This is a genomic window from Campylobacter sp. CFSAN093259 (genome assembly GCF_012889985.1).
GTDB classification, from domain to species: domain Bacteria; phylum Campylobacterota; class Campylobacteria; order Campylobacterales; family Campylobacteraceae; genus Campylobacter_D; species Campylobacter_D jejuni.
Map to the genome: position 1 here is coordinate 209,992 of NZ_CP040617.1, position 20,568 is coordinate 230,559.

A 20,568-nucleotide genomic window follows, 5' to 3' on the forward strand; every position below is an offset into this window, starting at 1 on the left:
TACATTTAAAGGATAAAGATGAAAATAAAAGTTGGGATTTTAGGAGCGAGTGGTTATGCGGGAAATGAACTTGTTCGCATTTTGCTTAATCATCCCAAGGTTGAAATTTCTTATTTGGGTTCGAGTTCTAGCGTGGGGCAAAATTATCAAGATCTTTATCCTAACACCCCTTTAAATTTATGTTTTGAAAATAAAAATTTAGATGAACTTGAACTTGATCTTTTGTTTTTGGCTACTCCGCATGAATTTAGTGCTAAACTTTTAAATGAGAATTTATTAAAAAAGATGAAAATCATTGATTTAAGTGCGGATTTTCGTCTTAAAAATCCTAAAGATTATGAGCTTTGGTATAAATTCACTCATCCTAATCAAGAGCTTTTGCAAAATGCGGTTTATGGACTTTGTGAGCTTTATAAAGAAGAGATAAAAAAAGCAAGTTTAGTGGCAAATCCAGGTTGTTATACCACTTGTTCCATCTTAAGTCTTTATCCGCTTTTTAAAGAAAAGATCATTGATTTTAGCTCAGTTATTATTGATGCAAAAAGTGGAGTAAGTGGAGCAGGAAGAAGTGCAAAGGTGGAAAATCTTTTCTGTGAAGTTAATGAAAATATCAAAGCTTATAATTTAGCTTTGCATCGCCATACTCCTGAAATTGAAGAGCATTTAAGCTATGCAGCCAAAAAGAAAATCACTCTACAATTTACCCCTCATCTTGTGTCTATGCAAAGAGGAATTTTAATCAGTGCTTATGCAAATTTAAAAGAGGATTTGCAAGAACAAGATATACGCGATATTTATACAAAATACTATCAAAACAATAAATTCATAAGGCTTTTACCGCCGCAGTCACTTCCGCAGACTCGGTGGGTTAAATCAAGCAATTTTGCGGATATAAATTTTAGTGTAGATCAACGCACAAAGCGTGTTATTGTGCTTGGTGCTATTGATAATTTAATCAAAGGTGCAGCAGGACAAGCTGTTCAAAATATGAATTTAATGTTTGATTTTGATGAAGATGAAGGACTTAAATTCTTTGCAAATTTGTAAAGGATAAAAATGTTAATACGAGCTATGCAAAAAAGCGATTATGAAGCCGTTTATAAGCTTTGGTGTGAGATAAAAGGCTTTGGGATAAGAAGCATTGATGATAGCAAAGAAAATATAGAAAATTTTTTAGATAGAAACCCAAATCTTAGCGTTGTAGCAGTGATTGATGAAGAAATTGTAGGAAGTATACTTTGCGGGCATGATGGACGCACAGGAGGATTTTATCATGTATGTGTACATAAAGATCATAGAAAAAAGGGCATAGCGCACGAGATGACAAAATTTTGTCTTGAGGCTTTAAAAGCTCAAAAAATCAATAAAATCGCCTTAATCGCTTTTAAAAACAATGATTTAGGCAATGAGTTTTGGAAACATTATGGTTTTACTTTAAGAGAAGATGCGAATTATTACGATCTTTCTTTAAATGAGTATAATCAAACTAGCTTTAATGCTTAAGGAATGATCATGCAAAAATATTTAGAAAAAGCTAATGTCTTAATCGAAGCTTTGCCTTATATACGCAAATTTAATTCTAAGATTATACTTATAAAATACGGCGGATCAGCTATGGAAAATGAAGAGCTAAAGCATTGTGTGATGCAAGATATAGCTCTTTTAAAACTCGTGGGTTTAAAGCCTATTATTGTACATGGTGGGGGAAAAGATATTTCTGCTATGTGTGAAAAATTAGGCGTAAAGAGTGAGTTTAAAAACGGTCTTAGGGTTAGTGATAAAGCCACTATTGAAGTAGCCAGCATGGTTTTAAATCATATCAATAAAAATTTAGTCCATAGTTTGCAAAATTTAGGAGTTAAAGCCATAGGGCTTTGTGGTAAAGATGGCGCGCTTTTAGAATGTGTGAAAAAAGATGAAAATTTAGCTTTTGTTGGCACGATACAAAAGGTAAATTCGAAAATTTTAGAAGAGCTTTTGGAAAAAGATTTTTTACCTATCATTGCTCCTATTGGCATGGATGAGAATTTTAATACTTATAATATCAACGCTGATGACGCAGCTTGTGCGATCGCTAAGGCTTTAAGGGCTGAAAAACTTGCTTTTTTAACTGATACTGCAGGGCTTTATGAGGATTTTAATGATAAAAATTCTTTAATTTCTAAAATCAGCCTTGAACAGGCTAAAATTTTAGCTCCTAAAATAGAAGGTGGTATGCATGTAAAATTAAAATCTTGCATTGATGCTTGTGAAAATGGAGTCAAAAAGGTACATATTTTAGATGGGCGTGTGAAACATTCTTTGTTGCTTGAGTTTTTTACCGATGAAGGTATAGGCACTTTGGTGGGTTAAAGGATGAAAATGGATTATAAAGAACAAAGTCATATTATCCCTACCTATAAGCGTTTTGATATAGTTTTAGAAAAAGGGCAGGGGGTTTATCTTTTTGACGATAAGGCTAAAAAATATCTTGATTTTTCAAGTGGCATAGGTGTTTGTGCTTTAGGATATAATCATGCTAAATTTAATGCTAAAATCAAAGCGCAAGTGGATAAGCTTTTGCATACTAGCAATTTATATTATAATGAAAATATAGCTGCTGCAGCTAAAAATTTAGCCAAAGCTAGTGCTTTAGAGCGTGTTTTTTTTACAAATTCTGGTACAGAAAGTATAGAAGGAGCGATGAAAACAGCTAGAAAATACGCCTTTAACAAAGGTGTTAAGGGTGGACAATTTATCGCTTTTAAGCATTCTTTTCATGGGCGTACTTTAGGGGCTTTATCGCTTACTGCTAATGAAAAATATCAAAAGCCTTTTAAACCTTTAATTTCAGGGGTTAAATTTGCAAAATATAATGATATTTCAAGCGTTGAAAAACTGGTGAATGAAAAAACTTGTGCCATTATCTTAGAAAGCGTGCAAGGAGAAGGTGGGATAAATCCTGCAAATAAAGATTTTTACAAAGCCTTAAGAAAGCTTTGCGATGAAAAAGATATATTATTAATCGCTGATGAAATTCAATGTGGCATGGGTAGAAGTGGAAAATTTTTTGCCTATGAGCACGCACAAATTTTGCCTGATATCATGACTTCAGCTAAGGCCTTAGGTTGTGGGCTTAGTGTGGGTGCTTTTGTAATAAATCAAAAGGTAGCAAGCAATTCTTTAGAAGCAGGCGATCATGGTAGTACTTATGGTGGAAATCCTTTAGTTTGTGCAGGAGTGAATGCAGTTTTTGAAATTTTTAAAGAAGAAAAAATTTTAGAAAATGTCAATAAACTCACGCTTTATTTAGAGCAAAGTTTAGATGAGTTGATAAATGAATTTGATTTTTGTAAAAAACGCAAAGGCTTAGGGTTTATGCAAGGGCTGAGTCTTGATAAAAATGTAAAAGTAGCTAAGGTCATTCAAAAATGCCAAGAAAATGCACTTTTACTGATAAGTTGCGGGGAGAATGATTTGAGATTTTTACCTCCTTTGATTTTGCAAAAAGAACATATTGATGAAATGAGTGAAAAGTTAAGAAAGGCTCTAAAGAGTTTTTGATAAATTTTGTAAAAAAAGTTTATTCTTTCCCATCTACTATAGGCACAAATAAACATTCTTCTAAAATTTCTTTTTGTAAATTTGTGCCATTTTTTCTAAGGCGTGTGATGAATTGTTTGCCATTGTGTAAAATAGGAGCAACTAAAATACCATCATCGCTTAATTGATCGAGTAAAATTTCAGGAATTTGTGTCGCATAAGCAGAAAATAAAATCCTATCATAAGGAGCATAATTTTTCCAGCCATTTTGTCCATCATCAAATTTTACATTGATATTAAAAAGTTCTAATTCTCTGAAAGTTTGAGCGGCTTTTTTGGCTAAATTTTCTATGCGTTCTATGGTAAAAACACGCCTTATGACTTTGCTTAAAATCGCAGCTTGATAGCCACTTCCACAACCTATCTCTAAAATACTATCAGCATTTTTAAAATCTAAAGCCATAGTCATTTTAGCTACAGTTAAAGGTGAACTAATCCATTGAGAATTTGCTAAAGGCAAAGCATCAAGGCGATAAGCATGGGCTTTTAAAGGAGAAAAAATTTCACGCGGAATTTGACAAAAAGCATTAAAAAGCTCTTCATTGATAAAAACTTTTTGTGCAATTTCTTCAGCCATATTTTGACATCTTTTTTGTTCAAATGCGTTCATTACTTCTCCTATAAATTTAAATAAAAATTGTAACTAAAAAAGTTGAAATAGAGTTAAACTTAGCTATACTTAAATAAAAAGGAAAAAAATGCTTATAAAATTTAAAAATCATAGTCCCAAACTAGGTCAAAATGTTTTTGTTGCAGAGGGCGCTAAAATCATAGGAGAAATAGAAATAGGAGATGAAAGTAGTATTTGGTTTAATTGTGTTTTAAGAGCCGATGTTAATTTTATAAAAATTGGCAAAAGAACCAATATTCAAGATCTTAGCACGGTACATGTTTGGCATAGGGAATTTGATGAAAAAGGAAAGTTAAAAGATGCCGGTTTTCCTACAATAATAGGAGATGATGTAACTATAGGACATAATTGCGTTATCCATGCCTGTGTGATAAAAAATCGTGTTTTAATCGGAATGAATGCTGTTATCATGGATAATGCTTTGATAGAAGAAGATAGCATAGTGGGTGCTGGAAGCGTTGTAACAAAGGGTAAAAAATTTCCGCCACGCTCTTTGATATTTGGAAATCCTGCAAAATTTGTGCGTGAATTAAACGATGAAGAAATAAGCTTTCTAAAACAATCCGCTTTAAATTATGTGGATTTTAAAAACGAGTTTTTAAAAGATCTTCAGTGATATTTTGAAGTTTAGGCGAGAGTTTTACTTCAAATTTCACAAAACGATCAAGATCTAAAAAACTCTCATCGAGTTTTGAAATTTGCTCTTTTGTATAATCTTGCATAGTATTTAAAGATGACTTTTTAAGAAGTCTTTTTTCTTTGTAGACTAATTTTAAAAGTTCTTTGCGTTCTAAATTTTCATCTTGATTTGGGTTTTCGTCAAAAACATAAAGTTCATCAAAAAGGATTTTTTGCGTGTTTTTATCATAAACCCTAAAAAGCTTTTTAAAATGAGGTAGGGTTGATTTTTCGTTATTTTCGCTGATTTTGATTTTAGGTTTTATGCCTTGATCTTCTAAGGCTGCGAGTTTATAAACGCAACTAAAAATAGGGTCACTTGAAGCAGTGATCAATCTTTCACCTACACCAAAGATATCAATAGGTGCATTTTGTTCTTTGAGTTTTTTAATGCTCCATTCATCAAGTGCGTTAGAAACTATGATTTTACATTTTTGAAGTCCTGCTTGATCAAGTTCTTGTCTGATTTTCAAACTCAACTTAAGTAAATTTCCAGAATCTATTCTCACGCCGCCTTCTTGAATACCAAATTCTTTAAAAACTTTAATCGCATTTTTAAGTCCGCTATTTAGACAATCATAAGTATCAATCAAAAAAACAGGATTTTTTGGATAAATTTTCACATAAGCTTTAAAAGCTTCAAGTTCATTTTCAAACATTTGCACCCAAGAATGTGCCATAGTTCCATTGATAGGGATATTATAAATTTTTCCTGCTAAAGTACAAGCACTTCCTATGCAACCTCCTATAAAAGCTGCTCTTGCTCCTTTTAAGGCTGCTTCACTTCCTTGTGCTCTGCGTGAACCAAATTCTAAAATTTTACTGTCTTTAGCTGCACGCACGATACGATTGGTTTTGGTAGCAATAAGGCTTTGGTGGTTTAAACTTAAAAGTAAAAAAGTTTCTAAAAGCTGTGCTTCTATGGTTGTAGCTTTAATACATAGCAAAGGTTCGTTTGGAAAAATCACTTCTCCTTCACGCATAGCATAAATTTCACCCTTAAATTTAAAGTTAGCTAAAAAATCTAAAAATTCTGTATCAAAAATACCTTGTTTTCTTAAAAATTCTATATCTTCTGCATCAAAACTCAAATTTTCAACAAAGTCTAAAATATCTTCAAGACCTGCAAAAATAGCAAAAGATCCTGAATCTGGAATTTTTCTAAAAAATATATCAAAATAACAAATTTGATCTTTTTTATTGTTTTTGAAATAGCCTTGAGACATTGTAAATTCATAAAAATCACAAAGCAAGGCTAAAGAAGTTTTAGAAGTCATCAAAGCTTATACTACCCTTAGAATAATTCGTTACTTTACTTTCAAAGAAATTGCTCTTTTGATCGTTAAATTTTGAAAAATCATCTACCCATTTAATAGGATGTTTTGCATTGTATAACTTATCTAAATTGATCGCGCTTAATCTTTGATCTACAAGATAATGGATATATTCTTCTATGATATCATCAGTAAAGCCCATGATTTGATTTTGAGTGATGTATTTACCCCATTTGATCTCAAGATCTCCAGCTTTTTTAAACATATCATAAATTTTATTGATATTTTCATCATGGAACAAATCAGGTCTTTCTTTGCGTACTGAATTGATCATATTTTGAAATAATAAAAGATGTGTGATTTCATCTCTTTGGATAAAGCGGATCATTTGTGCTGAACCTAGCATTTTTCCTGCACGTGCAAGTGCGTAAATAGCAGTAAAACCACTATAAAAATATACTCCTTCTAAAATTTGATTTGCTACCATAGCCAAAAGAAGTTTATTATCATCTACATCGCCTGCTAATTCTTCATAAATGCTTGAAATAAAGTCATTTTTTTCACGCAAAGTTTCATCATGCTTTTCCATTTCATAAATCAAATCTGTATTATCGCAAATCGCTTCTACCATAACAGCGTAAGATTTTGAATGGTTTGCCTCTTCATAAGCTTGGCGTGCCAAAACCGCATTGATTTCAGGAGCTGTGATGTAAGGGTTGATATTATCTGCTAAATTATTGGTTTGAAAACTATCCATAGAAATAAGCTGACTCCAAACCAAATCATACATTCTTTTTTCACCTACAGTTAAATTACAGCGATAATCAAGTGCATCTTTAGTTGTATCCACTTCTTTTGGAAACCAAGTATTTGCCTCCATTAAATCCCAAAGTTTTAAAGCCCAGGTATATTTTGCCTTAGTGAAATTTAAAATTCCATGTGGGTTACCATCAAAAATTTTACGATCTCCTAGGGTTTCGTTTGAGTTTGGATTGTAAATTCTTTTTCTTTGCATTTTTAACCTTTCTTTATGCTTTTAGTAGCTATACAACTTTGAGTTAAAATATCGTGTAAATTTAAACGATCTTTTCTTACAAAACTGACAAATAAACCAAAGAGTAAGCCAAAACTTATAATAAATATCACATATCTTAGTAAAATTCTAAGAAAACTTAGTTTCTTTCCCGTTTTTATATCAATAAGATATAAATCATATGCTTTAAGACCTGGGCTTTGTGCCTTTTTTGTTAAAAAAATAGCTTGAATCAAGCCAAATAAAAAAGTACATAAAGTTGTGATAAAATGGTTGTTTAAAAAAGCTTCTTTAGAGCCTAATAGAAAATAAAATAAATACAAAATAGGAATATAAATAAGAAAAATATCTATAAGCAAAGCTCTAAATCTTAGCCATCTAGAGCTAATTTTTGCTTTAGTTTTCATTTAATTTCCACGACTTCCTGGTTTTATAGCTTTACTCCCTTTTTTACAAAGTGGACAATTTGTTTCATCGTAAATTTCAAATTCAAAATTTCCTAGAGTAAAGAGTGGTAAATTTTCAGGTAATTTCGCATTATCTTTTCTTGGAGATTTTAAATTTTCTACTGCACAAAAACCACGATTTGCCAATGCTGCAAAACCTACAACAATACCACCTAAACTTTCAATGATTTTTGCACTCTCTAAAGCACTACCACCTGTAGTAATGATATCTTCACAAATTATAAATTTTTCACTCTTTTTTACCTCAAAACCACGTCTTAAAGTCATTTCTTTATTTACTCTTTCGGTAAAGATAAAACGTTTACTACAAGCTCTTGCAAGCTCATAACCTGCTAAAATTCCACCTAAAGCAGGGGAACAAATGCTATCAAATTCTATCTTATAGCTTGTAATAATCTTTGCAAGTTCATCACAAAGTTTTGCTGCTAATTTTGGATCCTCTAAAACTTTTGCACTTTGAAGATAAAATTGCGAATGTTTACCTGAACTTAGTAAAAAATGCCCTTCTAAATAAGCACCACAATCTTTATAAATTTGCTCTAAATTCATCGTTAAACCTTTAAAAGTTCACTTTCTTTGTTTTTTACACTCTCATCAATTTTTGTTGTATAGGTGTCGGTAAGTTTTTGCACTTCATCATAAGCTTTTTTTGCCTCATCTTCGCTTATTGCCTTATCTTTTTCTAGTTTTTTAACTGCATCGTTAGCATCTTTGCGTATATTTCTTATAGAAACTTTTGCCTTTTCACCCATAGCTTTAGCTTGTTTTACATTTTCTTCTCTTTGCTCTCTAGTCATCGGAGGGAAAAATAATTTTACACTTTCGCCGTCATTGTTTGGATTTACACCGATATTTGCAGCTGCAATAGCGCTTTCTATGGTTTTTAGTAAAGGTTTTTCCCAAGGAGTGATGCTAATAGTTGAAGCATCACTTGCTAAAACAGTTGCTACTTGATTTAAAGGAGTTTGAGTTCCATAATAATCCACTGTAATATGATCTAAAATATGGGTATTAACTTTTCCAGTTCTTAAAGTGGTGAAGTCTTTTTTTAAGGCTTCTAAAGATTTTTCACTTTGGGTTTTTTGTTTGTTAAAAATTTCATTTAGCATTATCATTTCCTTTAATTATTTACTTGAGTTAACATCGCTTGGAAGTTGTGGTGCACTTGGAGCGATAGAATTTGTGTTTGGGGTAGCAGGCACAATAGGAGCACTTGGAATAGTAGTATTGTTGTTTTCTACTTTAATTTTCTCTGCTAGAGAGTCTTTGCTAGCTTTATTGTATAAATAACCAAGACCAATAGTATTTGCAATAAGTAAAATTCCCATAACAAAGGTAAATTTTGCCAAAAATCCAGCTGGTCCTTTGGCGCCAAATAAACTTTCATTGCTTCCACTATAAGCTCCAAGTCCTATACTTGAACTTTTTTGAAGTAAAACTGCTATACAAATAACTATAACGATGATAAATTGTAAAATGATTAAAAGAGTGATCATTGAAAATTCCTAAAAGTTAATTTTTAAATGATTATTTTAGCTAAATAAAACTTGAAAAGTTTTGAAACTTGAAAAGTTTTTGTGAGAAAAATCCCACAAAAATTTATCTGCTATTGAAGCTTCTTAAGATATTAAGTAAAGATACGAAAAGATTAACAAAATCAAGATAAAGTGCTACTGCACCTTCGATTGGAGTTTCATAATTTCCGCGGATAATATTTTGCGTATCATAAAGAATGTAAAATGAAAATAATATTGCAGCTACTGCTGAAATAGCTAGATTAACTATACTGCTTTGGAAGAAAAGGTTTAGTAAAGATGCTGCTACAATAACGATTAATACTATAAATAAAGCTTTACCCATAACGGTAAAATCTTTTTTTGTATTCATAGCAAATACGCTAAGTCCTGCAAAAGCAACCGTTGTTAAAGCAAAAGCTTGAGCGATGATAATTCCTCCAGCTGGTAGAGCTAAAACTGAAATAAGCAAAGGTGTAAGAGTTAAACCTGAACAGAAAGTAAAACCAAAAAGTAAAACAAGATTTAATGGAGCCTCTCTTTTTTTCCATTGCAAAGCAAATAAAAGTCCGATTTCAACAGCAAAAAGGATCCAAAAAGTTACTTGTGATTGTATAAAAAATGATGCTAAAGCAAAAATTCCTACATACGCACCTACTGTTGCAGCTAATAATGAAGCAGCAAAAAGTTGATAAGTTTGTTTAATAAAAATACTTAATTCGCTTGAGCGTGTATTTTCAAATTCTTTTGATCTTGAGTAGTCTCTATCATAAAGACTCATAAAATTCTCCTTGCAAAATTGTTAGATTTTTTAAAATCTTGAGCGAAATCTAACATATTAGACTAAATAAAAAGTTAATTTATATAATATCTTTATGATTAAATGAAATCTTTGCTGAAATTTTGTTATAATTTCAAGATTTTAGTTTCAGGTTGGTTTTATGGAAAATCTTATTAGTGGTGCGATTAAGTTTATGCAAGAAGACTTTAAGGAGCATGAAGAACTTTTTGAAAGTCTAAAAAATAAGCAAAATCCCCATACTCTTTTTATAGGTTGTTCTGATTCTAGAGTAATTCCAAATTTGATCACCAATACGGGTCCAGGTGAGCTTTTTGTAATACGAAATATTGCAAATATAGTTCCACCTTATCGCATTGGGGAAGATTACTTAGCGACAACTTCAGCAATAGAGTATGCTTTAAATTCATTGCATATTAAAAATATCGTCGTTTGTGGCCATAGTAATTGTGGAGGTTGCAATGCTCTTTATTATTCTGATGAAGAGTTAAATAAAATTCCTAATGTGAAAAAATGGCTTACTATGTTAGATCCGATAAAAAAAGATGTAATGATTTTTGCAAGAGACGATTTGGCTATGCGTTCATGGCTTACAGAAAAATTAAATTTAGTAAATTCTTTGCAAAATATACTTACTTATCCAGGCGTGCAAGAAGCTTTAGATGAAGGAAAAATAGAAGTACATGCTTGGTATTATATTATAGAGACAGGTGAAATTTATGAGTATGATTTTAAAGCAAAAATTTTTACTTTAATACAGGATAGGAAAGTTCAATGAAGAAAATTATTTTTAGTTTATGTTTTTTTATTTTATACCTTGGAGCACAAGAATTTAAATTTATTGATGCGAATATTAGTAAAGAGGATGAAGGAATTTATGCTTTAGTTGAAAAATATGTTGATCTTAACAATCAAATTAAAGAATTTAAGAAAAACAATGATGAAAATTCAAGCACTTTTAATGGTATTTTAAGTGAATTTGAAAAAGACAAAAAGACTATTTTAGCAAAAATACCCGATATGATAGTAGGACAAAAGATTAATGAAGAGGCAGTGGCTAGATTTTTAAAAGCAAAAGAAAAATTACTAGATGTTCAAAAAAAGAATATTAATAAGCCTTATATTTATACAGATGCCACTCTTAATCTAGTTTATTTTAATATTGTGGAAAGTTTTTATTCTTCTTTGTTTGAAGTGGAAAAACTTTTTAAAAATACAGCAAGCAGTGAAGATTTGATTGCTACTGTTGATAAGGCAATGGAAAATTTACAAAATTCTTCTAATGTTAATTTAGATAGTTTTAAAAGCAAAATTACAAATTCAGAAGAATTAGAAAAAATTACCCTAAAAGAAAGATATATCAGTAATGCTGTAGATTCTTATTCTGAAATTCTTAAGTATTTACGCTCAAATGCAGATTTGCTTGAAAGTAATTATATTTTTTCATTACTCGAGCTTCAAGTTTGGATAGATCGTATAAATGAGGCAATTGGGGTAAGTTTTGTTAATATCGGAAAAATAGTAATTTCTGCTTTGGTTTTAGTATTTTTTATATCTTTAAGACGTTTTTTTGCAAATATAGTATATTTTTTCCTTGTTCAGTTTTTTTATAGAAATAAAAATGATGTAGATGATATTAAAGTCATTTTTATTGAGAATATTAAAAAACCCGTAGGCTTCTTGTTGATTGTCTATGCTATTTCTCTTTGTCTTACTATAGCAACTTATCCTGCACCTTTGAGTGTAAATTTAAGTAATTTTTTTCATATAGTTTATGCAGTTTTAATTGCATGGCTTATTTTAAGAATGCTTGATGGTTATGGCGTGGTATTGGTTTCTAAACTTGCTCAAAAAAGTGGAAAAAAAGAAGTTGTAAATTTAATTATTAAAATTTTATATTTTGTCATTATTATTATAGCTTTATTATATATTCTTGCTCAACTTGGTTTTAATATTTCGGCTATTATTGCATCTTTGGGAATTGGTGGTTTAGCTGTTGCTTTAGCGGCGAAAGATATCATTGCAAATTTCTTTGCTTCTATACTCTTACTTTTTGATAATAGCTTTAATCAAGGAGATTGGGTAGAGGTTTCAGACATAGAAGGAACCGTGGTTGAAACAGGACTTAGAAAAACTACTATTAGAACTTTTGATAATTGTCTTGTATTTTTACCAAATTCAACTATTATGGGAGCTAATATCAAAAATTGGAGCAAAAGACGCATGGGTCGCCATGTTAGAATGTATTTGGGTGTTGGTTATGATGCTACTCCTGAAAAACTAGAACAATGTGTAAAAGATCTAAGAGAATTTTTGCATACAAGTGATTTAGTAGCTCACGATGAGGATAGTGCATTAAAATATGGCGATCATACAACAAAATATCGTCAAAATCTTGTATCTATTAATGATTTAGAAGGCTATAAAAATGCTTGTTATGTGGCTTTAAGTGAATTTGCAGATAGTAGTATTAATATAGAGCTTTATTTTTATATCAAAGAAATAGGTGGAAAAGATTTTAGAGAAGCTAGACAAAGTTTAATGCTTGAGTTTATGCGTATAATTGAAAAAAATGGTTTAACCTTTGCTTTCCCAAGTCGTAGTATTTATATAGAAAATTTACCACCCCTTGATTTGCAAGCAAAAGCTAAAAAATAGCAAGATTTTATCTTGCTATTTTTTTAAACCGGCATAACGCGTATATTTGGACTTAATTCTTCTTGTAAAATTGTTTCAATAGCATAAAGTGTTGCACCACTTCCACTAGAACAACCACTACAAGCACCAAGATAACGAATATAAACATCAATTGCTGCACCTTCAGTCTTTTGTATATCAATCACTTCCAAATCTCCACCATCATTATGAAGCATAGGGCGAATTTCAGCATCTAAAACACTTTCAACTGCTTTTAATTGTCCCACTACGGTCATTTCATCAAAAGCTACATCACTTTTCATTGTATTTTTGAGTTTTTCTCTATCTATTTCAGCTCTAGTTTCAGCTAAAATATCTACAAGGTAATAATCTCTTTTTTCATGTCCGCCTGGTTTGATACAGGATTTACAAAAAGCACCCGCTTTAGTGTATTGTGTGATTTCTTCTACGCTATGCAAATCATTAAGTTTAATCACTTCTTTAATAGTTCCAAGACTTACCCTAGCGCACTCGCAAACTATAATTTGATCTTCAAAATCTTCAGGACTTATGCCTTTATAATGCGCTGCTGCTTGTTTGATTACATCATAAGCCATAACCGAACAGTGCATTTTTTGAGGTGGAACAGCTGGAGTTTCTGGATTATCACGCATAGCAAATTCCACATCTAAATTTGTGATTTTTACTGCTTCATCTACAGTTTTTCCTATACAAAGATCCACCATAGTATCACTACTTGCTATAGCTGTACCACAACCAAAACTTTTAAATTTTGCATCGATAATTTTATCAGTTTTTTCATCTACAAGCCAAAAAAGTCTTACCGCATCGCCGCAACTTTCTGCGCCAAAATCAGCTACGATCAATTTTGCATTGCGTGCTTTAGCATCTTCTTCACTAAATTCTCCCATATGTTGAGGATTATTCATTCTATCTTGAACTTTTTGTGAATACTCATCCCAAATGGATCCACCAATTAAACTATTTTTTCCCATTTTTCATCCTTATTTGTAATTATTTGGATTATAAGCATAAGTACAAGAAATTGCTCTTAATCTCTGTGTTGCATTTTTAATTTGTTTTGCTGCATAATCAATTTCTTCTTCAGTGTTAAAACGTGACAAAGAAAGCCTTAAAGCTGTATGCGCTAAATCATGCTCCGCACCGATAGCTTCCATAATAGGATTGCTTTCTAAAGCTTCACTTGCACAGGCTGAGCCCGTACTTGCAGCTATACCATTTTTATTTAAATCCCAAAGCATTGCTTCGCCTTCAACTCCTTTAATACTTGCTAAGATTGTATTAGGCACACGGTGTTCTCTTTTTCCAACCACTGTTGTATCAGGCAAGGCTAAAATTTGATCTTCTAGTTTATCTCTTAAACGGCGTATATGAGAATCTTCAAAATCAAGCATAGTATTTGCAATACGCAAAGCCTCGCCCATAGCCACTATATAAGGTACATTTAAAGTCCCGCTTCTACGACCACCCATGTGTTCTCCACCGTGTAAAAGTGGAGTAAGCTTAAGTCCTTTTTTTATAAAAAGTCCACCCACACCCTTTGGTCCATGAAATTTATGTGCCGAAAATGAAGCAAAATCAACTCCTACTTGAGTTAAATTAACCTTTATTTTACCTACTGCTTGAGTAGCATCTGTATGAAAAAGAGCACCAAATTCATGCGCAAGTTCTGCCATCGCTTTAATATCAAAAATCATACCTGTTTCATTATTTGCCCACATAACACTTACAAGTGCTGTTTTATCGCTAATCACTTTACGCAAATCTTCTACAGTAGAAACTCCTTCTTCATTTACAGGAAGTTCTATGACTTTTACTCCAAGACTTTTTAAAAAATAAGCAGCAGCAGTAACAGCAGGGTGTTCTACACTAGAAATAATCACTTCATTGCGTTCTTTATCTAAAATATAATCAAAATACACACCCTTAAGCACCCAGTTAATGCTTTCTGTCGCACAGGAGGTTACAATTATGTCATCTAGGTCATTTGCTCCAAGTCCTGCATAAAGTTTATCCAAAGCTTCTCTTAAGGCAGGATGTGTTGCGCTACCATATTGATGAAGGCTATTTGGATTTCCATACATATCCTTTAAAAAAGGTAGCATCAACTCATAAGCATTAGGATCAAGCATTGTCGTTGCGTTGTTATCTAAATATACTTTCACTTTAAAATCCTTAATTTATCCTTAATTTTAATTAGGATATTTTTTATCTTTATTTAAAAACGGATAATAACAAAAATTTATAAAAATTAGGTTAAAAATTATAACAAAAATAAAATGCTAAAGTAAAATTTTAAAGTGAAATATTTTGTGAATTTTATATAGCAAAAATGAGAAATACTATTTCTTAAATTTTTCTTCGTAATACTTTACTATTTTTGAATCTTCTTTGGCTGTATGTTTAAAGATAAAATCTTGAACAACGAGATTTAATTTTTCGGTCATTATATTTACAAATTTAGCTTCACTGATGATAATTTCTTCAATTTCTAAGATAATTTTTCTGTGAATTCTTGTATGATGGTTGATATAAGGATATTCTATTTCTCTCATAAAGGCTTCTTCATCTGAAAAATGTCTATTGATCATTATTAACAACTCTCTTAAGACAATTTTTAATTCTTTTGTTCCAACATGACGTTGGTTCATTAAAGAGAGTTTTTTAGAAATTTCAAAAAGTTCTTTATGTTGATGATCTAAAAGATCATTATTCATTGAAATAATTTTTTCATTATAAGTCATGGTTTTGAGTACTTTTATATTTATATTTTTTGAGAGCGGATTATAATGCTATAATACTTAAAATTTTATTAATTAATTATATAAAAATTATTATTATTAAAGTATTTATAATTTATATATTTTTTAAAAAATTATTTTAAACCATTACAGACATATAAGAATTTAGAATTTTATTTATATTTGCTTGTTTTTGACGACGATCTAAAAAATTTTCTATAGAGCTAGAACGTAGTTGATTTGCTTCTTCTAATCTTTGCGTATCTTGGCTTTGGTTTTGATATTGTTTTTTAAGAGTATCAAAATCATTGCGATTTTGATCGATATAAATTTGAAATATTGAACTTGAATTTGCAAATTCTCTTAAATCCATATCTTTTTGGTAGTTAATATATTGTTGAAAAAATACAGATAGTTTGTCTTGAGTGCTTGTTTTTTTATCTACGCCATTAATATAAAGATAAAGATCAAAACTCATCTTTTTTTCATTTTCTTTTTTGATGTAATCTTCTATATCTGTTTCGCCCTTGAGAATTTTTTGTAAATTTTGATGAGAGCTTAGTTCTAAAGTGGCAGGTTTCATAAAAAAGTTAAATTCTTTTTCGTTTTGAGTTTTTATATCATGGTAGATAAAATTCATTAAAAGACCAGATTTTGATACTTCTGCATTTTTAGTTAAATAAGGTTTTAAAATTTCATTAGAAGAAGTGTTTTCTATGGCTTTATCAAAATGAAAATTAGTTATTTTATTATCTAACATTAAAGTATTTAAATTTGTGATATTGCTTAATGCCAAATCAATTTCTTCTTGATTGTTGTAAATTCTTGAAATTTGGCCTAAAAATTCTCCATTATCTGTTGAAAAACCTGATGATAGTTTTGAAATAAGATCGCGACTTAAATAAGCATTATCATCTTGTAAAAATTCTGAATTTATAGATTTTAATGAACTATGATAGCTATTTAAAAGATAAGGTAGATCAATTTTATTGTAGTTTAAATTTTCGTCTTGTTTTGCGAGTTCTTTTGCTATGCTTCTAACACTTTTAATGTTGATATCATAAGATTCTGGTATATTTGCAATTTTATTTAAATCTTTATCAAAAAAACCTTCTTCATTGATTCTAAATCCAAATTCACTAGCATAAGTGGTATTATTAAAAATATAACTTAATTGTTCTAAGCTATTTTCATTTCCTTCTTGATCCAAAGCTTTACTATCTTTAATCAAATTTAGAGCAGAGCTATTCTGCAAAGGATTAGATAAGGTTAAATTTTGATATGGATTTGCCGAATTTATAGTCATTTTAAATCTTTCCAAAATATTGCTGATTTTTTATAAGCAAAAGGTGTGCCAAGTTTTTTAAAAATTAAATTCAGTCAAAAATTAGAAAAAATTTGATAGTATTTAGCTTTTCTTTTAATTTGAAAAATAAAAATTTATCTAAATAAGGAAAGCGTATGCCAAAGATGAAAAGCGTTAAAAGCGCAGTTAAACGCTTCAAAGTAGGTAAAAATAAAATCAAAAGAGGCTCAGCTTTTAGAAGTCATATTTTGACTAAAAAACCTGCAAAAAGAATGCGTGGTCTTCGCACAGCTAAATATGTGCATAGCACAAATGTAAAAGCTGTTGAAAAAATGCTAGGAATTTAAGTTTTTGACTAAAAGTCATTCAAACTCCCCTCTGAGATAAAATTTCAAGGGTAAGCTCCAAATTTGGACGCCACTTTATGAAAGGAAATAAAAATGGCAAGAGTAAAAACAGGTGTTGTTAGACGCCGCAGACATAAAAAAGTTTTAAAATTAGCGCGTGGTTTTTATAGTGGACGCCGCAAACATTTTAGAAAAGCAAAAGAACAATTAGAAAGAAGTCTAGTCTATGCTTATCGTGATAGACGCCGCAAAAAAAGAGACTTCCGTCGTCTTTGGATTGTGCGTATCAATGCTGCTTGCAGACTCAATGATTTAAGTTATTCAAGATTTATCAATGGTCTTAAAAAAGCAGGCATTGAACTTGATAGAAAAATTCTAGCAGATTTAGCTATGAATGATGCTGCTGCTTTTGCAAAAATTGCAGAGGCTGCAAAAAAAGCACTTTGATTTTTTAGTATAAGAATTTCAAGATTTTTGATTCTTGAAATTCTTAATTTTTTCAGTATTGATTTAATTTAGCTAGAACATCTTCATAACATTTGAGTTGATTTACATTTTTTTCAAAATCTTCGCTGACATTGCTTCTTTGTTCCAATTTATCTGAAATTTCTTTACCTGAATTTATAAGATTTGAAATGATTTTGGAAAATTCATTAGTTTTATCTCTTATAAAATTCATTTCTTGAGTACTAGAATTGGAACTTTTTGCAATGGATTGTATGGTCTGAATAACTAATTTGATAGCTCCTTCCATTTCACCTAGACCCATTTGGGTATTTTCTGAAAGTTTTCTAACTTCATCAGCTACAACTGCAAATCCACGACCAAGTTTTCCAGCTCTAGCAGCTTCTATACCTGCATTTAAAGATAAAAGGATAGTTTGTTCAGCAATCCCTGAAATAAGATCTAAAATACTATTTAATTGATCTATATTTTTCAAAGAAGATTGTACTTCTTTTTCTAAATTCATTTTTTCTTCGCTTTGGTAAAGGTTGTATTCTAGGTAGTTAGTGAAATTGGTAAAACTTTCACTAATAGTTGTAAGACTTCTTCTTATATTTTCAAGTTCTTCAAAAATTTCTTTAAATATACTTGTATTTTTATCAATTTCTGATGTATTTTGTTTGAGTTGATTTAAGATTATTTTATTAATCTCATTTGTCATTTCTAGTTTTTGAGCTCTTATATTAAGATAATAGTATTTAAAATCGCTGTATTTTTGTATGAAAGTTTTTAAATATCTAGGTTTGAAATCATTAAAATTTTCAACTTCATAAAAAAATATTGCCACTAAACTTTTTGCAATTCCCACTCCATAAATTTCTCCAAAACTAGAAAAACCAACTATAGGAAAATCATTAAAATGGATTTGATTTAAATGTTCTTTGTTGTGAAGCCTTCTTAAGATACAATCGTTAAAAATTGCTCCTAGTGGTTTTGGTTTATTAAGAGAAAATTTTTCATAATCTTTTTTTATAGCTTCAATAAAATTTGTTTTTTTAAGCAAGCTTAATTCCTGAGCGCTTTCTATATCACAATAACTAAATAATGTTTTATTTGGGTTGATTTCCATAGGGGAAATAAGATAGTCTTCTCCAATTTTTAAAGCAAAAGTATATTCTTGCATTTTATTTTTAAGTTCTTCAAAAGTGCAGTTAAAATAATTACATAAAGCTTCAACCGGAAAGGTTTTTTATTAATCAATTCGCGTACGGTTTTATCATATAAGCTTACATCAAGTATGGTAAAGGTGATATTGCTTTGAGGATTAAAATTTTGAGACTTCATTAAATTAAAACGGTATTTAGGTTTAAATTGAACATGTATGCTTAAAGCTTGATTTTTTAATATTTCTCCATTATAAAATATAAATGCTCCGCTAAAGTCCATGTTTCCGCTAGACCCACCCCCTACTAAAGCACAAGGATAGGGGTTGTGTTTGTACAAAAGTTCTAAAAGAGAACTTTCGCTTTGACTTAAACCATCATAAATTAAATAATACAAAGTATTTATGCAGTGTGCTTCAAAAGGTATATTTATAAATAAAACTTCTTTTTCTATCAGTTTTTTTCTTTCTGTATAATCTTTTATATCACTAAAAAGCTTGATTTTATTTGTGCAAAGATTTTCTATCATATCTTCACTAAAAAGTATCAAGCTTATTCCTTGGATATTTTGTTTATAAGGACTGTTTTCAATGTTTGAGTTAGAATCAAGGTTGCATAATAAATCAGTAGCACTGCTTAAGATGATATCACATTGCTCATTTATAGAATTTTGAATCTTATTTCCTATGATCGCTAGATTAAGTTGATTGACACAAAGCCTATAATTAATTTTGGCTTGATGTTTATTTTTTTTAATTTTTCTTCAAGTTCATTTTATTGAAGATATAGAGCTTCTAAAACTTTTTTACTTCTTCTTTTTTTGTTGAGCTTTTATTTTTAAAATTAAAAAAACATCAATTTTACTCCATTAAAACTATTTTTTAATTACTAGTTAACTAAATCAAGACACCATAAATTCGACATTTATTTGTAATTTTTATTATACCTTAAGTCATAAAAAATGCAATAAGTAAATTAAAATTTAGATATAATTGCAAATTATAATAATATTAATTAAGGATAAATTAAATATGATTGGAGATATGAATGAGCTTTTATTAAAAAGCGTTGAAGTATTGCCACCTTTACCTGATACTGTAAGTAAGTTAAGAAAATATGTGAGCGAGGCTAATTCAAATATAGAAACTATGAAAGTTGCTGAAATCATTTCAAGCGATCCGTTGATGACGGCTAAGCTTTTGCAATTAGCAAATTCTCCTTATTATGGTTTTACAAGAGAAATTACAACCATAAATCAAGTGATTACTTTATTAGGCGTTGGTAATATCATCAATATAGTTATGGCTGACTCCATTAGAGATAATTTTAAAATAGACGTTTCACCTTATGGTTTAAATACTCAAAATTTTTTAAAAACGTGCAATGAAGAGGCAACTTTTATCGCAAATTGGCTTAATGATGAAGATAAAAAACTTTCTCATCTTTTAGTTCCTTGTGCAATGCTTTTAAGGCTTGGTATTGTTATTTTTTCAAATTTTCTTATACAAAATCATAAGGATAAGGATTTTTTAGCTTTTTTAAATAAAAATGAAAATCTTGCTTTAGCGGAGAATGAATTTTTAGGCGTAGATCATATTTCTTTCTTGGGATTTTTGTTACATCGTTGGAATTTTGATGATGTTTTGATTGAAAGTATATGTTTTGTTCGCACTCCTCATGCTGCTCGCGAAAAAGTGAAAAAATCCGCTTATGCTTTAGCAATAACAGATCATCTTTTTGCTCCGCATGATGGTTCTTCTCCATTTAACGCAAAAGCTGCAGTTGCTTTACTTAAAGAGGCAAAAACTCAAGGAATTAATTTTGATTTAAACAATCTTTTATCTAAGCTTCCTAACAAAGCTAAGGAAAATTTAAACAAAAAAGATTAAAGAGCCTTTTTAAGGCTCTAA

24 protein-coding genes are annotated in these 20,568 nt (G+C 30.2%); 10 read left to right on the forward strand and 14 right to left on the reverse strand.

All coding sequences use genetic code 11. The features are described from left to right. Positions 1 to 18 precede the first annotated feature (18 nt). Genes argC through FBF20_RS01085 form a run of 4 tightly spaced genes read left to right on the forward strand, consistent with a single transcriptional unit; the run spans position 19 to position 3,543 of the window. Positions 19 to 1,047 carry an N-acetyl-gamma-glutamyl-phosphate reductase gene (gene argC / locus FBF20_RS01070; RefSeq protein WP_002857251.1) on the forward strand — a complete coding sequence of 343 codons (1,029 nt, stop codon included), beginning with the start codon at positions 19 to 21 and terminating at the stop codon, positions 1,045 to 1,047. A 9-nt stretch (positions 1,048 to 1,056) separates the two neighbouring features. Continuing rightward, positions 1,057 to 1,503, forward strand: a complete 447-nt coding sequence (locus FBF20_RS01075) for an N-acetyltransferase (protein WP_002860626.1) — start codon at positions 1,057 to 1,059, stop codon at positions 1,501 to 1,503. Between the two features lie 3 nt (positions 1,504 to 1,506). Beyond that, positions 1,507 to 2,352, forward strand: coding sequence for an acetylglutamate kinase (argB, locus tag FBF20_RS01080; protein WP_002864194.1), 846 nt, complete (start codon positions 1,507 to 1,509; stop codon positions 2,350 to 2,352). A 3-nt stretch (positions 2,353 to 2,355) separates the two neighbouring features. Beyond that, positions 2,356 to 3,543 carry an aspartate aminotransferase family protein gene (locus FBF20_RS01085; RefSeq protein ID WP_079263765.1) on the forward strand — a complete coding sequence of 396 codons (1,188 nt, stop codon included), beginning with the start codon at positions 2,356 to 2,358 and terminating at the stop codon, positions 3,541 to 3,543. A 19-nt stretch (positions 3,544 to 3,562) separates the two neighbouring features. Here the strand turns inward: FBF20_RS01085 and FBF20_RS01090 are convergent, their stop codons facing one another. Further along, positions 3,563 to 4,192: a protein-L-isoaspartate(D-aspartate) O-methyltransferase gene (locus FBF20_RS01090; RefSeq protein WP_002851780.1), complete on the reverse strand. Its 630-nt coding sequence runs from the start codon at positions 4,190 to 4,192 to the stop codon at positions 3,563 to 3,565. Positions 4,193 to 4,280: 88 nt separating this feature from the next. Here FBF20_RS01090 and FBF20_RS01095 point away from each other — a divergent pair, with 88 nt between their 5' ends. Then, positions 4,281 to 4,829 (forward strand): gamma carbonic anhydrase family protein, encoded by a 549-nt coding sequence (locus FBF20_RS01095; RefSeq protein WP_168952591.1) that lies wholly within the window; start codon positions 4,281 to 4,283, stop codon positions 4,827 to 4,829. Here the strand turns inward: FBF20_RS01095 and FBF20_RS01100 are convergent. From FBF20_RS01100 to FBF20_RS01130, 7 genes are all read right to left on the reverse strand, one after another. Then, positions 4,798 to 6,171 carry a nicotinate phosphoribosyltransferase gene (locus tag FBF20_RS01100; RefSeq protein ID WP_002857622.1) on the reverse strand — a complete coding sequence of 458 codons (1,374 nt, stop codon included), beginning with the start codon at positions 6,169 to 6,171 and terminating at the stop codon, positions 4,798 to 4,800. The genes FBF20_RS01095 and FBF20_RS01100 overlap by 32 nt on opposite strands. Continuing rightward, positions 6,158 to 7,180 (reverse strand): ribonucleotide-diphosphate reductase subunit beta, encoded by a 1,023-nt coding sequence (locus FBF20_RS01105; RefSeq protein ID WP_002859397.1) that lies wholly within the window; start codon positions 7,178 to 7,180, stop codon positions 6,158 to 6,160. Before FBF20_RS01105 ends, FBF20_RS01100 begins: the two co-directional genes overlap by 14 nt. Before the next feature lie 2 nt (positions 7,181 to 7,182). Continuing rightward, positions 7,183 to 7,605: an RDD family protein gene (locus FBF20_RS01110; RefSeq protein WP_002867136.1), complete on the reverse strand. Its 423-nt coding sequence runs from the start codon at positions 7,603 to 7,605 to the stop codon at positions 7,183 to 7,185. After that, entirely contained in the window at positions 7,606 to 8,214 is a 609-nt protein-coding gene (gene pyrE / locus FBF20_RS01115; protein ID WP_002867137.1) for an orotate phosphoribosyltransferase, read from the reverse strand. Between the two features lie 2 nt (positions 8,215 to 8,216). Then, positions 8,217 to 8,780: a ribosome recycling factor gene (gene frr / locus FBF20_RS01120; protein WP_021137781.1), complete on the reverse strand. Its 564-nt coding sequence runs from the start codon at positions 8,778 to 8,780 to the stop codon at positions 8,217 to 8,219. Between the two features lie 9 nt (positions 8,781 to 8,789). After that, a complete protein-coding gene (gene secG / locus FBF20_RS01125) occupies positions 8,790 to 9,161 on the reverse strand; it encodes a preprotein translocase subunit SecG (RefSeq protein ID WP_002890625.1) in 372 nt (123 codons plus the stop codon). A 103-nt stretch (positions 9,162 to 9,264) separates the two neighbouring features. Further along, positions 9,265 to 9,960, reverse strand: coding sequence for a Bax inhibitor-1/YccA family protein (locus FBF20_RS01130; RefSeq protein ID WP_002851668.1), 696 nt, complete (start codon positions 9,958 to 9,960; stop codon positions 9,265 to 9,267). A 160-nt stretch (positions 9,961 to 10,120) separates the two neighbouring features. On the opposite strand from FBF20_RS01130, the gene FBF20_RS01135 reads away from it, so the two are divergent. Together FBF20_RS01135 and FBF20_RS01140 are read left to right on the forward strand one after the other, a co-directional pair. Further along, positions 10,121 to 10,756 carry a carbonic anhydrase gene (locus tag FBF20_RS01135; protein ID WP_002859401.1) on the forward strand — a complete coding sequence of 212 codons (636 nt, stop codon included), beginning with the start codon at positions 10,121 to 10,123 and terminating at the stop codon, positions 10,754 to 10,756. Further along, positions 10,753 to 12,636, forward strand: coding sequence for a mechanosensitive ion channel family protein (locus FBF20_RS01140; protein WP_002890623.1), 1,884 nt, complete (start codon positions 10,753 to 10,755; stop codon positions 12,634 to 12,636). The genes FBF20_RS01135 and FBF20_RS01140 overlap by 4 nt, the downstream gene beginning before the upstream one ends. A gap of 23 nt (positions 12,637 to 12,659) precedes the next feature. Here the strand turns inward: FBF20_RS01140 and FBF20_RS01145 are convergent, their stop codons facing one another. From FBF20_RS01145 to FBF20_RS01160, 4 genes are all read right to left on the reverse strand, one after another. Then, complete coding sequence (locus FBF20_RS01145) at positions 12,660 to 13,631, reverse strand: iron-sulfur cluster assembly scaffold protein NifU (RefSeq protein WP_002890622.1); 972 nt, start codon at positions 13,629 to 13,631, stop codon at positions 12,660 to 12,662. 9 nt (positions 13,632 to 13,640) lie between these two features. Next, positions 13,641 to 14,822 carry a NifS family cysteine desulfurase gene (locus tag FBF20_RS01150; protein ID WP_002869262.1) on the reverse strand — a complete coding sequence of 394 codons (1,182 nt, stop codon included), beginning with the start codon at positions 14,820 to 14,822 and terminating at the stop codon, positions 13,641 to 13,643. 177 nt (positions 14,823 to 14,999) lie between these two features. Then, positions 15,000 to 15,401, reverse strand: coding sequence for a bacteriohemerythrin (locus FBF20_RS01155; RefSeq protein ID WP_002851900.1), 402 nt, complete (start codon positions 15,399 to 15,401; stop codon positions 15,000 to 15,002). Between the two features lie 136 nt (positions 15,402 to 15,537). Next, positions 15,538 to 16,704 carry a hypothetical protein gene (locus FBF20_RS01160; protein WP_145699604.1) on the reverse strand — a complete coding sequence of 389 codons (1,167 nt, stop codon included), beginning with the start codon at positions 16,702 to 16,704 and terminating at the stop codon, positions 15,538 to 15,540. Positions 16,705 to 16,859: 155 nt separating this feature from the next. On the opposite strand from FBF20_RS01160, the gene rpmI reads away from it, so the two are divergent. Both rpmI and rplT read left to right on the forward strand, forming a co-directional pair. Then, the gene (gene rpmI / locus FBF20_RS01165; protein WP_002851822.1) at positions 16,860 to 17,051 is read left to right on the forward strand and encodes a 50S ribosomal protein L35; all 192 of its coding nucleotides are present in this window, start codon (positions 16,860 to 16,862) and stop codon (positions 17,049 to 17,051) included. A 93-nt stretch (positions 17,052 to 17,144) separates the two neighbouring features. Then, on the forward strand, positions 17,145 to 17,498 hold the full coding sequence (gene rplT, locus FBF20_RS01170) for a 50S ribosomal protein L20 (protein ID WP_002851731.1): 354 nt from the start codon (positions 17,145 to 17,147) through the stop codon (positions 17,496 to 17,498). Between the two features lie 52 nt (positions 17,499 to 17,550). Here the strand turns inward: rplT and FBF20_RS01175 are convergent, their stop codons facing one another. Then, positions 17,551 to 18,678: a methyl-accepting chemotaxis protein gene (locus tag FBF20_RS01175; RefSeq protein ID WP_002858658.1), complete on the reverse strand. Its 1,128-nt coding sequence runs from the start codon at positions 18,676 to 18,678 to the stop codon at positions 17,551 to 17,553. Further along, entirely contained in the window at positions 18,654 to 19,208 is a 555-nt protein-coding gene (locus tag FBF20_RS01185) for an FIST N-terminal domain-containing protein (protein WP_002851848.1), read from the reverse strand. Before FBF20_RS01185 ends, FBF20_RS01175 begins: the two co-directional genes overlap by 25 nt. Positions 19,209 to 19,689: 481 nt before the next feature. Here FBF20_RS01185 and cheP point away from each other — a divergent pair, with 481 nt between their 5' ends. Next, positions 19,690 to 20,547, forward strand: a complete 858-nt coding sequence (gene cheP, locus FBF20_RS01190) for a cheVAW transcriptional regulator CheP (protein ID WP_002890621.1) — start codon at positions 19,690 to 19,692, stop codon at positions 20,545 to 20,547. The last annotated feature ends 21 nt before the right edge of the window (positions 20,548 to 20,568 follow it).

What these genes read in the sequence shown, in the direction of transcription:
- FBF20_RS01090 (WP_002851780.1), bottom strand. Translation starts at nt 4,192, where the DNA reads ATGAACGCATTTGAACAAAAAAGATGTCAAAATATGGCTGAAGAAATT.
- argB (WP_002864194.1), top strand. Translation starts at nt 1,507, where the DNA reads ATGATCATGCAAAAATATTTAGAAAAAGCTAATGTCTTAATCGAAGCT.
- FBF20_RS01160 (WP_145699604.1), bottom strand. Translation starts at nt 16,704, where the DNA reads ATGACTATAAATTCGGCAAATCCATATCAAAATTTAACCTTATCTAAT.
- FBF20_RS01175 (WP_002858658.1), bottom strand. Translation starts at nt 18,678, where the DNA reads ATGCAAGAATATACTTTTGCTTTAAAAATTGGAGAAGACTATCTTATT.
- FBF20_RS01135 (WP_002859401.1), top strand. Translation starts at nt 10,121, where the DNA reads ATGGAAAATCTTATTAGTGGTGCGATTAAGTTTATGCAAGAAGACTTT.
- FBF20_RS01075 (WP_002860626.1), top strand. Translation starts at nt 1,057, where the DNA reads ATGTTAATACGAGCTATGCAAAAAAGCGATTATGAAGCCGTTTATAAG.
- FBF20_RS01105 (WP_002859397.1), bottom strand. Translation starts at nt 7,180, where the DNA reads ATGCAAAGAAAAAGAATTTACAATCCAAACTCAAACGAAACCCTAGGA.
- FBF20_RS01155 (WP_002851900.1), bottom strand. Translation starts at nt 15,401, where the DNA reads ATGACTTATAATGAAAAAATTATTTCAATGAATAATGATCTTTTAGAT.
- FBF20_RS01140 (WP_002890623.1), top strand. Translation starts at nt 10,753, where the DNA reads ATGAAGAAAATTATTTTTAGTTTATGTTTTTTTATTTTATACCTTGGA.
- argC (WP_002857251.1), top strand. Translation starts at nt 19, where the DNA reads ATGAAAATAAAAGTTGGGATTTTAGGAGCGAGTGGTTATGCGGGAAAT.
- secG (WP_002890625.1), bottom strand. Translation starts at nt 9,161, where the DNA reads ATGATCACTCTTTTAATCATTTTACAATTTATCATCGTTATAGTTATT.
- FBF20_RS01085 (WP_079263765.1), top strand. Translation starts at nt 2,356, where the DNA reads ATGAAAATGGATTATAAAGAACAAAGTCATATTATCCCTACCTATAAG.
- FBF20_RS01095 (WP_168952591.1), top strand. Translation starts at nt 4,281, where the DNA reads ATGCTTATAAAATTTAAAAATCATAGTCCCAAACTAGGTCAAAATGTT.
- FBF20_RS01110 (WP_002867136.1), bottom strand. Translation starts at nt 7,605, where the DNA reads ATGAAAACTAAAGCAAAAATTAGCTCTAGATGGCTAAGATTTAGAGCT.
- rpmI (WP_002851822.1), top strand. Translation starts at nt 16,860, where the DNA reads ATGCCAAAGATGAAAAGCGTTAAAAGCGCAGTTAAACGCTTCAAAGTA.
- FBF20_RS01130 (WP_002851668.1), bottom strand. Translation starts at nt 9,960, where the DNA reads ATGAGTCTTTATGATAGAGACTACTCAAGATCAAAAGAATTTGAAAAT.
- cheP (WP_002890621.1), top strand. Translation starts at nt 19,690, where the DNA reads ATGATTGGAGATATGAATGAGCTTTTATTAAAAAGCGTTGAAGTATTG.
- pyrE (WP_002867137.1), bottom strand. Translation starts at nt 8,214, where the DNA reads ATGAATTTAGAGCAAATTTATAAAGATTGTGGTGCTTATTTAGAAGGG.
- FBF20_RS01145 (WP_002890622.1), bottom strand. Translation starts at nt 13,631, where the DNA reads ATGGGAAAAAATAGTTTAATTGGTGGATCCATTTGGGATGAGTATTCA.
- frr (WP_021137781.1), bottom strand. Translation starts at nt 8,780, where the DNA reads ATGATAATGCTAAATGAAATTTTTAACAAACAAAAAACCCAAAGTGAA.
- rplT (WP_002851731.1), top strand. Translation starts at nt 17,145, where the DNA reads ATGGCAAGAGTAAAAACAGGTGTTGTTAGACGCCGCAGACATAAAAAA.